This window comes from Pseudomonas sp. MWU16-30322, assembly GCF_020515535.1.
GTDB lineage: Bacteria > Pseudomonadota > Gammaproteobacteria > Pseudomonadales > Pseudomonadaceae > Aquipseudomonas > Aquipseudomonas fluorescens_H.
In genome coordinates, this window is record NZ_JAIWYL010000002.1 from 109,596 (window position 1) to 124,161 (window position 14,566).

The 14,566-nt window shown below is 62.3% G+C and carries 6 protein-coding genes; 2 read left to right on the forward strand and 4 right to left on the reverse strand.

From position 1 onward, the window contains the following. Window positions 1–77: 77 nt before the first annotated feature. From LCH64_RS03465 to LCH64_RS03480, 4 genes are all read right to left on the reverse strand, one after another. Complete coding sequence (locus LCH64_RS03465; RefSeq protein WP_226499508.1) at window positions 78–2,918, reverse strand: RHS repeat-associated core domain-containing protein; 2,841 nt, start codon at window positions 2,916–2,918, stop codon at window positions 78–80. Window positions 2,919–2,946: 28 nt separating this feature from the next. Then, window positions 2,947–5,709, reverse strand: coding sequence for an RHS repeat-associated core domain-containing protein (locus tag LCH64_RS03470; RefSeq protein ID WP_226499509.1), 2,763 nt, complete (start codon window positions 5,707–5,709; stop codon window positions 2,947–2,949). Next, a complete protein-coding gene (locus LCH64_RS03475) occupies window positions 5,709–10,244 on the reverse strand; it encodes a SpvB/TcaC N-terminal domain-containing protein (RefSeq protein WP_226499510.1) in 4,536 nt (1,511 codons plus the stop codon). Before LCH64_RS03475 ends, LCH64_RS03470 begins: the two co-directional genes overlap by 1 nt. A gap of 190 nt (window positions 10,245–10,434) precedes the next feature. Further along, the gene (locus LCH64_RS03480; RefSeq protein ID WP_003227616.1) at window positions 10,435–11,958 is read right to left on the reverse strand and encodes a fumarate hydratase; all 1,524 of its coding nucleotides are present in this window, start codon (window positions 11,956–11,958) and stop codon (window positions 10,435–10,437) included. Window positions 11,959–12,479: 521 nt separating this feature from the next. On the opposite strand from LCH64_RS03480, the gene LCH64_RS03485 reads away from it, so the two are divergent. Next, window positions 12,480–13,586 (forward strand): GGDEF domain-containing protein, encoded by a 1,107-nt coding sequence (locus LCH64_RS03485; protein ID WP_003227615.1) that lies wholly within the window; start codon window positions 12,480–12,482, stop codon window positions 13,584–13,586. Continuing rightward, window positions 13,579–14,514 (forward strand): iron-sulfur-binding ferredoxin reductase, encoded by a 936-nt coding sequence (locus LCH64_RS03490; protein ID WP_226499511.1) that lies wholly within the window; start codon window positions 13,579–13,581, stop codon window positions 14,512–14,514. Before LCH64_RS03485 ends, LCH64_RS03490 begins: the two co-directional genes overlap by 8 nt. The last annotated feature ends 52 nt before the right edge of the window (window positions 14,515–14,566 follow it).

Sequence of the window (14,566 nt, forward strand, 5' to 3'; positions counted from 1 at the left end):
CTGGGCTAATGGATAAGGGGACGGGCGGGCACGATAGCATGGGGCTGCGGATCCTTCTCGCTTCACGCGTCAGTGGATCAGACCGTGCTGAATTGATGCGATTTTGAACGCAGCATCGTTCGCGTGTATTCCAGCTCGTTGATCACGGCCGCCGTGGCATGCCATAGATTTTGCGGTGTATCGCCTTCGTTTCGGCTCAATAGCCCATAGGTATTTATTGCCGTGAAGCCACCGGCTTCGAAGGCGTTTTCGATGTCGAGCATGTTGGCGGACAAATAATCGATAAGCCCACTCACATTGGCGATGCCCTCGGCAGTTTTTTCAGCGCTGAGCTCTTGGCTGGCTCCGGCGAATTCATGGACTATTTCAACTGCACCCAAAAATACGCTCGCTGTGGCGCTGATTTCGGCGGCGGCTTGCGGCAGTATTTCCTTGGCACCGACACTGATCAGGGTGGACGTCGCTTCCTTGGAGGCCTTGAGCGCTCCCTTCTGCGTATCGGGGATCATTTTTGCGTATTTTTGCTGCATGTAATCGATCGGGGCCATGGTTTTGTATTCGGCTTTCTCGACAATCTTCGCCTTGGAGATGCGGCTGGCCTTGAATTTGATCGAGGCGCCGACGCCCGTGCGCTCTGCGGCGTAATCCCATAGTCCACTGATGACTTTTTTCGCGCCAATGCCCATCGCGACCCCCACCACGTTACCCGCGCCCGGAGCGACGGCGCCCAGCGCCTGACTGCCAATACCGACCAGAATGCCGCCGCCGTAGGCGACAAGGTGTCCTGCCACATACACACCGGTACGGCGCGCGACGGAACCGGCAAATTGCCCGGTCGAGCGCTGATTGAGCACTTGTTGCTGGGCATCCCGAGCACGGCGCGATGACAGGGCAAGAATGTTCTGGTGGCGAATGACCAGGCGTGACAGGTTCTCCATGCCCCGGGTGCGCTGCCTTCTCTCGGCGCTCTGCGCTTTCCTCTGATCACGCTGATCGGGGGTTTCGATAGCCAGGAAGTCATCCAGCCCCTGGCCATCGGTGTCGATGTAACCGACCGGGTTGTTGGCGACAAAGGCATAGAGATTCAGCCCGTCGATATCTCCCGCCGGATCGGCACTGATCCAGCGTTGCAACCAGGGTGCATAGTAGCGGGCGCCATAGTAGTAGAGGCCACTACCGTCCATTTCCCGTCCCGAATAGCGCAGGGTTTTATAGCTCGCTTCCAGCGCTGAACGGGCAGCCCACCAGGCTGTGCCACCAAACGCGTAATAGTGCTCCAGGCTGATGACGCCCGCATGGCGATCCAGTTCCAGCGCGCAGGAGCCGAGGTGGTCGTCGAGGCTGTAACGCATCTGATCGTCCTCGATGGCTGCCGGTCGACCGCTGAGCCAGTGCAGGCAACGCGCCCCCGGCAGCACGATGACATGCAACTGCTGACCATCGCTGCGGGTGTGGATTTCCAGGCCCGGCAGGTAACGTACCTCGCGGCGATGGGTGATCGACGGCGTGTGGCTCAGCGCGCATTTGTAGACGCGCTCACCCTGGCTGTAGCGGTAAATTTCTTCGTCGTCGGGCAAGCCATTGGCGTGTTGCAGCAGGGTGGCACGGGCCAGTTGATCGTAACTGTTCCACTCCAGAGGCAGGGCGCCGGGCTGCAGTTTCAACTGGTTGCCATGGTGGTCGAAGTGATCGCTGAACACCGGGTCGGGGTCAGTGGTTTTCCAGCGCAGCCCCCGATTGCTGTTCGGGTCGATCTTCATCTCTTGGCAGAAGTTGTGGCCCTCGCGCACGTGGACAAGCTCGACGAGGTTGTTGCCCGCATCGTAATGATAATGCTCGGTGTAGTTGAAGCGCCGTCCGGGGTCGATGGGCTCGATCAGTTGCGGCAAGCCTGGCGACTGTTGCGGGATCTGGCCTTCGAAGCCGCGACTTTCGATCAGCCGATACAACGAGTCGTAGACGAAGTGGCGATGGCCATCGACGCGCTGATTGGCGAAATACACCGTGCCCAGGGTGCGGTCTTCGATGCGTAAGATATTGCCGACCGGGTCGTAGGTGTAATGCAGATCCTGCAGCGGTTTTTCCTGGTCTTTGCCTGCCAGCAGGTGCAGCAGGCGACCGTCGACGGGATCGTAGACGCGGCGGCTGCGAACGCCATTGCCGGCCAGTTGTTCGAGTGGTTGACCGGAAGCGTCGTACGTGGCTGCGTCGAGCACCGTTCGCGCGGCGTTCGCTCCGGCAATCCATAGCGACGTCTGATGCAACTGTCCGGCGACGTCGTAGCGTGAGCATTGTCGATGACCGCCGGCATCGGTGAGCTGCAAGACGTTGCCGTGCGCGTCGAACGCCATTCGGGTGATGAACGCGCTGGGCTCGCCGGCCAGGGTGCAGGCTTCGCTGAGTGCCTGGCCGCCCAGACTGTAGCTGTCGATGAGCACCGTGGCGCCGGGGTCCGAGCGCTCGCTCAGTTCGCCCCGCAAGTTATGTTCGGGGGCCGCGTTGTGGTCGGCATAGGTGTAGCGCTCGACATCGGCTTGCGCATTTTCGGCAACGGCAATCAACCGCAGCATCGGGTCGTAATCGTAACGCCACCGGTTGCCGCGCTGATCGTGGCGTTGCCGCAGCTCATTCGCCAGACCGGGCAGGATGATGCGCCAGCCGGCATCCACGCTGTCGACCTTCAGCGCCAAACCGCTCAAGCCGTACACGGTGCTCAGACCAGCGCTGGCGGCTGTGTCGAACAGGCGGGGGTCCCACTGTTCGATCAGCCGTCCGGCCGCGTCATGCCGTTGCCGACTGATCAGGGTTTGCTGCGGCTCGCCGTCATCGGCTCGCAGATAATCGACCTGACGCACCGTCAGGCCACGTCCATCAGTGACTGTCAGCTGTGGGGTGCGCCAGTGAATGTTGCGGTTCATGATCAAGGGGCGCCTGCTGGTGTCAGGGTCATGGCCGACTCCCGGAACCGGCACGGTAGCGTTCACGGATGGCGGGGACTTTTTCCCGATACATGCTCAGAAACTCGCGGGCGATTGCGATACTTTCTCGGGCGCGGCCTGTCTGGCGTGTGAGGTCTGCCTGACGCACGGTTCTGGCTTTTGTCGTACCGACACGGTTGAGGGCCAGATCGAACAGGTAGTCACGCGTGTGGTGGCGCTCATCGTAAAATTCGCTGATACCCAGTTCGGCGAAGGCTGCGTTGTTCGCAGCCGACAGTTGCGAAACCAGCGTATCGAGCTCATCCAGGGTGTCGTGGATTTTCCCCAGTTTCATCGATGACAGACCTTCCTCCGCTTCCTGGGCCTGCTGGGCGATGCTGCCCATGGCCATGGCTTCGCCAACCCCGGGCACGTAGGCGCCGGCAACTTTGCTGATGCTGTCCACCGCCAGTTGCTGCAGGCCTTCGCGGCTGCGTACGTCATATTTGTCACGGGGCGGAAGCAATGGCGCAGGCTGCCCGACAGCCTGAACGGCATCCCGGTTGAAGGTGGAAGTTTGCGGGACAATCGGGGTATTCAACGCCAGTTTGTCTACCAGCGTATCGAACGTCGCGACGCCTTTGTCGGCCACCTGGTTGCCCAGCGTCAGCCCGATCAGATCACCGGATAGCTGCGGCAGTGCTTCGGCGGCAAACGTGGCGGCATTGAACGAAGTGAACCAGCCAGTGGCGGCGCTGCCGATTTGATAGAGCGTGTTTTTTGCCAGCGTCCGGCGCCATTGCCCGGGGTGTTGCAGGTCGATGAGTTGACCCTGTAGCGTCTGCATCCCGCTGTCGATGGCGGACAGTTGCTTCGCGTTCCCGCTGATCAGGCGCTTGAGTTGCTGGGGCGAGCGGTTGTAGCCGCCGTCATCGAAATAGCCGATCGGGTTGTTGCCGACGAACGCGTACAGATTCAGGCCGTCGATGTCGCCCCCCGGATCAGCGCTGATCCAACGCTGCAGCCACGGCGCGTAATAGCGTGCGCCGTAGTAGTACAGGCCGCTGACGTCCATTTCCTTGCCCGAATAACGCAAGGTCTTGTACTCGACCTCCACGGCCGAGCTCGCGCTCATCCACGCGGTGGCGCCAAACGGGTAATAACCTTCGTGACTGATCAGGCGTGCCTGCCGGTCCAGTTCCATCACGCATGAACCCAAGTGATCGTCGAGGGTGTAGCGCAACTGGTCGTCGGCAATGCCGGGCGGTTTGCCGCTCAGCCAATGCAGGCAACTGACGTGGCCCGAGCCCGTGGCGAGGTCGATCACGTGCAGCTCCTCGCCGTTGTCCTTGCTGCGGATTTCCAGCCCGGGCAGATAACACACCTCGTGAAAGTGCTGACTGGAACCGGCGTAGGTTTCATGGCGTTTGTAGACGCGCACGCCCTGGCTGTAGTGATAAAGCTCGGCGTCATCAAGAGCGTTTTCGCGTTTGATCAGGGTCACTGCCGCCAGTTGATCGCGGGCATTCCACTGCAGCGCCTGTCCCGGTTGCAGAGTCGTGAGGTTGCCATGGCGATCGAACAACCGGTCGAAATCCGGTTCGGGATCACCTTCGTTCCAGCGCACGCCACGGTTGCTGGCCGCGTCGATACGCATTTGCCGGGTGTAGCAGGCGCCGTCACGCACATGGCACAGCTCCGTCAGGTTGCCGCCCTGATCGTAGCGGTAGGTCTGCAGGTAATTGCGCCGATCGTGGGGATCGCTCGGTTGCGGTCGGCCGGGAAGGTCGCTGGGGGCGGCGTCGTCGTAGCCGCTGGCGCTGATCAGTCGATACAGCGAGTCGTAGCTGAATGCACGTTCGCCGTCGACCCGCTGATTGGCGAAATGACTGGGGCTGAAAACGTGATCGAGGATGCGTGTCGGGTTGCCGACCGGATCGTATTCATAGGTGAAGTCTTGCAGCGGTGATTCCGAACCCTTCTGCGCCCATTGCCGCAGCAGGCGGTCGGTGCCGGGTTCATAACACCAATAGCTGTCGACGCCGTTGCCGGCCTGCTGCGCGATGATTTGTCCGGCGGCATTGAAGCGGGCGTCGAGCAACACCGCTTGCCAGTCGCTGTGCCCGGCCAGCAGCAGTTGCAGATGCCGCAGCTGGCCGGCAAGGTCGTAGCGCGATTGCTGGCGGTGGCCGCCGGCGTCGGTCTGTTCCAGCACCGCGCCCAGCGGACTGAAACGGCGTTGCGTGACAAACACCCGGGCGTCGGCAAAGCGGCGGCTTTCGCGCAGCGCCTCACCGGCCAGGCTGTAGCTGTCCAGGATCAGGCTGCCGGATGCATCGAGTTGCTCCAGTAACCGACCGCGCTGGTTGTGATCGGCCGAGGCGCTGGCGTCGGCATAGGTGAAGGTCTCGCTGTGCGGTTCGGCGCTGTTGCTGATCTCCACGTTGCGCAGTTGCTCGTCGTAGCGGTTGCGCCAGTGCACGCCGCGCGCATCCCAGCGCTGCAAGGCTTGTCCGGCCAGCCCGGGCAGGCTCAGGCGCCAGCCGCCATCGACGCTGCTGATCTTCAATGGCTGGCCGCTGAGGTCGTACAGGCTGGCGACACCGGGTTCACTCAGGCGCGGGTCGAACCGCGCCACCAAGCGGCCGCCGGCGTCGTACTGCTGGCGTGTGACCTGGGCCTCGGCGCGCTCATCGGCATTGGCGCGCAGGTAGGCAATCTGGCGTACGGGCAAGCTGCGACCGTCGATCGCGATCAGCGACGGTGTGCGTCGATGCAGATTGGCGCTCATCACTGCAACGTCTGTGCTGATGCCGGCGGTTGCAGCTGGGCAGACTCGTCAGTGTCGTTGAAGTCCTCTTTGGCCAGGTACCACGGATGGTAATGCTCGCGGGAAAAATAGCCCTTGGCGTTGATCAGCTTGATCGCACGGCCGAGCGGGTCATAGAACAGCTGGTCGAAGTAGCCGTGCTGGCGCAGGGATTGATCATTGACATAGCCATGGCTGTCGGCAAAAAACGGCCGGAACTGCCGCACCGCCAACCCTTTGTTGTTGTACTCGACCCGTGCGCTGACCCGCCAGCGCGAATCGGTGTGTTCCTCACGCAGCTGTCCGCGATCGACGATCAGCGACCCATCTTCGGCCACTGCATAGGCGATTCCGGGCTCTACCCGTTGCAGGGTCTGCAGCGGCCGGCCAAAGCCGTCCACATAGCTGATGATGATCTGCACCAATGCCGGCACCGGATCATCGGGGTAGCGGTCGGCGTTGAAGACCGCGCTGTGCACCGGTTGGCGTGCAACCCTGGTCATGAGTTTGCGCAGCGCCAGTTCTGCCGGCGTCGGCGCCTTCAGTTGCGCCAGCCGGCGACGCGCGCTGGCGCGAATGTGCAGGCTCGGCAACACATCGCCGCTGGCCTGCCACTGCGCCAGCAGATCCGGCGTGGCGTTGACCACGGACGGCAGCCGTCCCATCCAACTGAACAAATCCTTGCGCAAGGTACTCGCGGCTTGTTGTACCGCCGCCGCCGGGTCGGCGATGGCTGAATCTGGCGTCAGGTCCAGGGGGCGAACGTATTCGCTGAGCGGGCGGAAGCCGGCGGCGACCGCGTTTTCGGTGCCGTGGAAACTGCTGGCCAACGGTTGGCCGGAAGGCTCGTAGAGTGCTTCCTGAATATTCTCGTTGGCGTCGATGATGCGCACTGGCGCCAGGGCGTGGTAGTCGTATTCGCAGCGGGTGACGCAGCCATCGGGCAGTTCGACGCTTTTGATCAGCAGGTGGTATTCGTCGTACTGCGCCTTGGTCCAGCCGTGGCTCAGGGTTTCGCGGTATTCAAAAACCCGGAAGAAATCGTCGGCGCCGGCGTACTTCGCGTAGTTGTAGCTCGCGGACCAGAGGTCCTGTGAGGCCTTGGTTGCAGCCGGTTTTTCGAACAAACGCGGCATTTCGGTGTAACCGATGTTCTGCAACTCGACCCGGATATCGAACGGCGGCGGCAGACTGGCGTAAGCGTCGAGGGCCGTCTGGTCAAGCTGTGCCAGATCCATCGGCCCGGCCAGCGCTTCGAAGTCGGCTGCACCGTCGGGCAACAGGCTGCCGCCCTCGGTCTTGAGATAGCGTTGCACGGTTTGCCCGGTCAGCACCCTGAGCGCGTTCCATTGCGGCGAGTCTTGATGCGCCTTGAGTAATTCCCATGACACCTCCTGCGGATTGAGGCCTGACGGGAGCTTGCCTTTGGGAAGTATCAGCGCATTGCTGCGCTGTTGAAAGGGCAGGCCCAGACGCCACTCTTGCAACTTCTCGTGCAGATCGATCGCGCGCGCGCGCGTTTCGTTGAGATAAAAAAACTGCTGCGCCGGGTCATGCGCGTCGCGCCACCACTGTTGTTCATCGGGGTCGTCGAAGGGCGGGGCATCGGCGGCGGTGCGACGTCGCGCGTAGCTGACAGTCAGGCTGTGCGTGGCGTGGCCGAACGGGCTGCTATTGAGCAACACTTCATGACGGCACAACGGGTCGTCAATGTAACCGTCGTACTGATAACTGATGGTTTCCAGCGGCAGGGGCAGCAGCACGCTGGCCGGTTCGTGTCGGCCCGCGGGCTGCACGTCACGCACCAGATAACGGCGCTCCTCAGCCGCGAGCAGCCGTGTGCTGGCCGGGTCGTCGCTGGCGGCCCAGGTTTCGCTGCGGGCCACGGCGCCGGCCAGCGCCCGAGCGATTCTATAGCGTGTCGTTTCGTCCGCCGGTGTCACCGGTTCATCGCATTCATCGTTGGGGTGATAGCGGCTGAAGACCGTTGGCTGCAAGGCGTGCGCCTCGGCATCGGCATCGAAGTAGCCGTGTCTTGGCCGGTCCATGGCTTGCCCGGTGAGGAACCAGGTCAAGACCCGCACCGGTGCCGTGAAGCCGACGTCGTCATCGCCGCTGGCGCTTTCGCTGTCAGTCTGTTGCAGATGGCCGAAGCCACTGAATTCGCGCTCGATGCTGTCGTAGAACCCTTCGCGATAGAGGCACGCCTGCGTCAGGCAATTGCCGGTGATTTCATCCAGCTGCCGTTGCCGGCTGACCACTTGCACCGCGAACGGCAAATGGCAGACCGGTGTCTCGGCGGGATGTTCGATCAGCCACTGCTGTTTTTCGTCCAGCCATTCCTGAGCGGAGCTGCGGTACACCACCTGCGTGGCGCAGCCCATATTGTTGTTGGTTGCCGTCATCAGATAGGGCTTGGCTGCGATGAAATCGTAACGCCAGTGCTGCGGGGTCATGTGTCGCACGGTCAGGATCAGGCTGGCACAACCCAGGCCTTGCAGGTCGGCAAAACTGACATGGCACAGGCGGTCGTAGCTCACGCCCTCCGGCCACGGTACGAAGACGGGTGTCTGTTCCAGACCATTGCCGCCGCGATTGAGGTAGATCTCGAAGCCGGAGGTTTTCAGGTAAAACAGGGCCGGTGCACCGGAGCCGTCGATGTCGGCGATCCTGATTTGCTCGACGTTGAACTCGGCATATTGGAAGGGCAATGCACTGATCACCCGACCTGTGCCGAATTTGCCATGTCCCAGATTGGGCCAGCATTTGATTTCGTTGTGGCGGATCCGGCACAGCTCGCTCATGTCGCTGCCGAGCATGTTGCCCAGAAACACCAGCTCGGTGGGTGAGTTGCTGAACAGCGGCAAACTGTCCTCATGGTCTTCACGAAGCACTTCTTCGGCGCTGGAAAAACCGTTTTCCCGGCGGTTGGCATACAGGCGCACGGCGCGTGGGCCGATCATCGCCAATGAGTTGAGGCCATCGCCCACCAGGTCGCCCAGTTGCGAAAGGGTGTTGAAAAACTCCAGTGGCATCCCGGTAAACGGCAGGAACGGCGCCCAACTGCGGTCGGCGTTCAACGTGCGATAACCGCTGATGCCCGGTTGGGCGACGATCCAGTCCAGCCGCCCGTCGCCGGTCAGATCGAGCAATATCTGCCGGGCGGCGCTGTTGCGATTCGCCACCGGGATCTGCTCCAGCGCCGACCAGGCGCCATAGGTAATGGCGTCCGGCCCTGATGGGGCGCGCAACGGTTCGCGGTAATACCAGCACTGATCGTAACGGCAGAGGAAACCCGGCACGCCTTCACCGTACAGATCCACGCACTGGTAAAACTGTCCATCCTCAATGCCCGGCATGTTTTCTTCGGCGAACAGCCGTGCGGCGGTTTTGTTGATCTCGAAGGGCGAGTAATCGAACTCCACCGGCGGGGTCGTTTCCACTGCGCCGCTGGCATCGAAGGCCTGATAGTGAGCGGCGGTGATCCGGTTGTAACTCCATGGGCCGGCGTCCGGCGGATACTCCAGCAACAGCCGCCGCACCAGCAGCGGATAGTCTCCGGCGGGCCGCGAGAAGTGGTGGAACATCAGGATTTGCCGGCACAGACGCCGCGTGCCCAGCTCGAAACCCTGGCCATAGCTGGAAAAGGGATCCTGGCGTTTCCCCCACAGTTGCAGGCTGTCGCCACCGTACACGGGGGCCTGCGTCAGATCGCGGGTGCGCTCGCCGTAGTCAAACAGCAGATGAAAGTGCCAATCCAGTTTGGCCGGATCTTCCACGGTCCAGCTGTACAAGTGCTGGCTGGCGCTGACGTTGCCGTAGAACACCGCGCGCAGGTAGCGCTGGGCGCGGTAGTCGTGGATCGGGTCGGGATCCTGATCATCGGCCAGGTAGTCGAAGCAGATGTGCTCGCCGCGCGGGTTCATGCTTTCGCACAGCAGCCAATGGCTGACCCGCAGCGCATCGTCCGGATCGGCCCGGCGCGAGGCGCTGGTCTTGCCGTATACCTGCAATGAACCGTCAGCCCCGTGGATCAGCCAGAAGGGTGGCTCGGCTGCCGTTTTCGTTGCCCGTTGCCAGCGCTCGCGGAGGGCAAAGTCACCCTCGACCCTCGGCCAGTAACGGACCACGCTGTGATAGCCGACTTCAATCCCGTTATAGGATTTTTCCAGGCGCGACTTCGGTGTGCCATCGTCGTTGAGTTCAGGCAACCACTCTTCACCGTCGTCACCGATGATTTCATCGAGATCGGTATACCGCGGTACGCCTTTTTGGGTGCGACGGCTGATCTGACCAATACCCAGGCTCCAGCCGACGCCGAACGGCCCGTTGCCGGCCTGGCTGTTGTAAGTCAGGGAGAGTTGCGGGTCCCAGCCACGTCCGACGGACAGGGGCAGCGGCAGTTCAAATGAAGCGGCGCCGGTCGCGCCGACCGCGCCCCAGCTTTTGCCGATCGTGGTGATCGATGCGCTGCTGGCGATGGACGGGGTGATGATGCTCAGCTCTTGATCGGCCATGGTCGGATCCATTGCACACGCGAGGCGCGTGGGTGGATAGACGCTAACAGCAAGCGGGGACGTCGTAACCTGTCAGATCTGACAGGTGCCAAATAGCCATTAATGTGCAGGGCGGCCGCACGGGCATGCGCGCACAAAAAAGGCCGGCCCGTCGTATGACGGACCGGCCTTTTTCACGGCTGCGAAGCGCTTACTGCACTTCTACCGCCAGGCTTTCGGCGATCTTCTGTTGCCAGATCGCCGGGCCGGTGATGTGCACCGACTCACCGTTGCTGTCCACCGCGACGGTGACCGGCATGTCCTTGACCTCGAACTCGTAGATCGCTTCCATACCCAGCTCGGCGAAGGCCAGCACCTTGGATTTCTTGATGGCCTGGGCCACCAGGTAAGCAGCGCCGCCCACGGCCATCAGGTACACGGCCTTGTTGTCCTTGATCGCTTCGATCGCGGTCGGGCCACGCTCGGACTTGCCGATCATGCCCAGCAGACCGGTCTGCTCGAGGATCTGCCGGGTGAACTTGTCCATCCGCGTCGCGGTAGTCGGACCTGCCGGGCCAACCACTTCGTCACCGACCGGATCAACCGGGCCGACGTAGTAGATGAAGCGACCTTTCAGATCCACCGGCAGGGTTTCGCCCTTGTTCAGCATCTCGACCATGCGCTTGTGCGCCGCGTCGCGACCGGTGAGCATCTTGCCGTTGAGCAGGACGGTTTCGCCCGGCTTCCAGCTCTGCACTTCTTCCGGCGTCAGGGTGTCGAGGTTGACGCGACGGGCCGACGGGCCGGCTTCCCAGACGATTTCCGGGTAGGCGTCCAGCGATGGCGCTTCCAGCGAGGCCGGGCCGGTACCGTCGAGCACGAAGTGCGCGTGACGGGTGGCGGCGCAGTTCGGGATCATGCACACCGGCAGGGAGGCGGCGTGGGTCGGGTAGTCCATGATCTTCACGTCGAGCACGGTGGTCAGGCCACCGAGGCCCTGGGCGCCGATGCCCAGTTGGTTGACCTTCTCGAACAGCTCCAGACGGATCTCTTCGATGCGGTTCTGCGGGCCACGGGCTTTCAGTTCGTGAATGTCGATGGACTCCATCAACACTTCCTTGGCCATCACTGCGGCTTTCTCGGCGGTGCCGCCGATACCGATGCCCAGCATGCCCGGTGGGCACCAGCCGGCGCCCATGGTCGGAACGGTTTTCAGCACCCAGTCAACGATCGAGTCGGACGGGTTGAGCATGGCCATTTTCGACTTGTTCTCGGAACCGCCGCCCTTGGCCGCCACGTCCACTTCCACGGTGTTGCCCGGGACGATGGAGTAGTGGATGACCGCCGGGGTGTTGTCCTTGGTGTTTTTGCGAGCGCCCGCCGGGTCGGCGAGGATCGAGGCACGCAGGACGTTTTCCGGCAGGTTGTAGGCGCGGCGCACGCCTTCGTTGATCATGTCGTCCAGGCTCATGGTCGCGCCATCCCAACGTACGTCCATGCCCACACGCACGAACACGGTGACGATGCCGGTGTCCTGGCAGATCGGCCGGTGGCCGGTGGCGCACATGCGCGAGTTGATCAGGATCTGCGCGATCGAATCACGGGCCGCTGGCGATTCTTCGCGCAGGTAGGCTTCGTGCATCGCCTGGATGAAGTCCACGGGGTGGTAGTAGGAAATGAATTGCAGGGCGTCGGCAACGCTCTGAATCAGGTCATCTTGCTTGATCACGGTCATGAGTCGCGCTCCTCTAAAAGACGGGAACATTCAATAAGGTGCTTGCAGCTTGGGTGCATCGGTCGGTTGCAAGCACCTTTCAAGGCACGCCGGGGCTGCTGGCGCGACGCTAAAAAGGCGCGGCAGTATACCGCGCCTCTTCGGGGCATACACGCGTCGGCAGTCATTCGTTGGTCGCATGGTTGGGCGAATATCGAACATCGGGTTTGCACTTCAATACCCACCCCCTCACCCCAGCCCTCTCCCCCAAGGGGGAGAGGGGGGAAGGGAGCCGATTTGTGGCGAATTCAAAACCTGAGTTCGGCATGATTTATCAGGTCGGCGTATCTCAAATAAACAATGCGGTCAGTTCCCTCTCCCTCGGGGAGAGGGCTAGGGTGAGGGGCTTTTGAGGCCACACTTTTGACGTCAATTTTCGAGCCCGAAAATCGGTGGTCATTTATCGACCGCCCCTCTAAAGTGGCATCCGGTCTGTAGAGTAGGACACTCGGTCAGCCTCCTATCGCACGGTGAGTCAACGATTGACCCATAACGCCATTCAACGCCTTTTGCTCAAGCGCTTTGCCCTTGCGGCCGCCACTTACGGATTGGCTTTGCTGCTGCTGTGGCTGGCGTTTTTTACCGGGCATTACCCGCAATCGTTGAACAGCGTGGCCATCGGCAGCGCGTTGGTGGTCATCTGCCAGGCCACGCTGTTTGCGCTGTTCTGGTCCGGGCGCAACCTGCGTTTTTCCGACCCCAGCATGACCGAAGCGCAAGTGTTGCTCGGGCTCGGCTGGCAGACCTGGCTGATCGCTCACCTGGATGAAGCACGCGGCGCGTTTCTGGTGTTCTACGTGCTGATCCTGCTGTTCGGTCTGTTCCATTTATCCCGGCGCGCGTTCATTCGCTGTGCGCTGCTGGTGTTCTTCAGTTTTTGTGCAATCACCCTCTGGGATGGCTATCACTTCCGTCTGCCGGATCCGGCGCTGGCGGCGTTGCAGGTGTGCATTCTGGCGATGGTGCTGGCGTGGCTGGTGATTTACGCACGCTTCGTTCAGGTTTCACGGCAACGCATGCGCCAGCGCCGGTTTGCCTTGCAGGCGCATCAGGACACCCTGCGCGGGATGATGCGCCAGCTCGAAGACCTGGTGGCCACCGACGAGCTGACCGGACTGTTCAATCGCCGGCATTTTCTGCGCCTGGCGTCACGTGAACTGGATGAGATGGAGCCGGGCGTGGTGCATGGTCTGGCGCTGATCGACCTCGATCACTTCAAGCGCATCAACGATCTGCACGGCCATGCCGCCGGCGACCAAGTGTTGCAGGCGTTCGCCGGCGTGGCGGGTGCCTGCCTGCGTGACGGCGACGTGCTGGCGCGTTACGGTGGTGAAGAATTCGTGGTGTTGCTGCCCGACTGCGATGCCGAACGTTTGACGGCCTGTTGTGAACGCCTGCGCATTGCTTTCACCGACGTTGAACTGGTGGGCCTGAACGTGCGCAACCTCAGCCTGTCGGCGGGTATGACTCTGCTGGAACTGGGCGATGATCTGGACGACGCCTTGCAGCGCGCCGATCAGGCGCTGTACCGGGCCAAGCGCGACGGGCGCAATCGCTGTGCGGCGGCGTGGGAGAACGTGGATGCCTGAACTTCGGGTCGGTGACCGGCAATGGTCGGTGGCGGCGGGCAGCAATCTGCTCGACGCCCTTAACCAGAACGGCGTCGCGGTGCCTTACAGCTGCCGCGCCGGCAGTTGCCATGCCTGCCTGGTGCAGTGCGTGAACGGCCTGCCCGCCGACAGCCGCCCGGATGCCCTGAGCGCCGAACAGCGTCTGGAGGGCTGGCGACTGGCCTGTCAGTGTCAGGTCACAGAAGACCTGCAGGTGCACACCTTCGACCCGATCAGCGACGGGCGCCCGGCGGTGGTCGAGGCGCTGGACTGGCTCAGCGACAACGTTCTGCGTTTGCGCCTGACTCCGCAACGTCCGCTGCGCTATGCCGCCGGGCAGCATCTGGTGCTGTGGATCAACCACATCGCCAGACCCTATTCGCTGGCGAGCCTGCCGCAGGAAGAGCGCTTTCTCGAATTTCACCTCGACTGTCGCCAGCCCGGCGAATTCAGCGATGCGGCGCGGCGCCTGCAGATCGGCGACCCGATCCGCCTCGGTGAACTGCGCGGCGGCGCGCTGCATTACGACCCGGACTGGCACACCCGACCGCTGTGGTTGCTGGCGGCCGGCACCGGGCTGGGGCCATTGTTCGGCGTGCTGCGCGAAGCCTTGCGTCAGGATCACCAAGGCGCCATCCGCGTCATTCACCTGGCCCATGACACGCGCGAGCACTATCTGGCCAAACCCCTGGCAGCGCTTGCCGCGCAGCGCGAAAACCTCAGCGTCGAGCTGTGGACGGCGGCCGACTCAGCCGCCGCTTTGGCGCAACTGCGCCTTGTTTCCCGGCAGACCCTGGCCTTAGTCTGCGGCTCAAGCGCCAGTGTCGACGCCTTTGCCAAACGTCTGTACCTGGCCGGACTGCCGCGCAATCAACTGCTGGCGGATGTGTTTCTGGCCCGCGGTTGAGCGCAGATCCTTCTCTTGTTGAGGGCGCTTCTGTGGCGAGGGAGCTTGCTCC

Bases quoted from the DNA above. Each gene is read 5' to 3' on its own strand.
- LCH64_RS03470 (WP_226499509.1), bottom strand. From the start codon at position 5,709: ATGAGCGCCAATCTGCATCGACGCACACCGTCGCTGATCGCGATCGAC.
- LCH64_RS03465 (WP_226499508.1), bottom strand. From the start codon at position 2,918: ATGAACCGCAACATTCACTGGCGCACCCCACAGCTGACAGTCACTGAT.
- LCH64_RS03490 (WP_226499511.1), top strand. From the start codon at position 13,579: ATGCCTGAACTTCGGGTCGGTGACCGGCAATGGTCGGTGGCGGCGGGC.
- LCH64_RS03475 (WP_226499510.1), bottom strand. From the start codon at position 10,244: ATGGCCGATCAAGAGCTGAGCATCATCACCCCGTCCATCGCCAGCAGC.
- LCH64_RS03480 (WP_003227616.1), bottom strand. From the start codon at position 11,958: ATGACCGTGATCAAGCAAGATGACCTGATTCAGAGCGTTGCCGACGCC.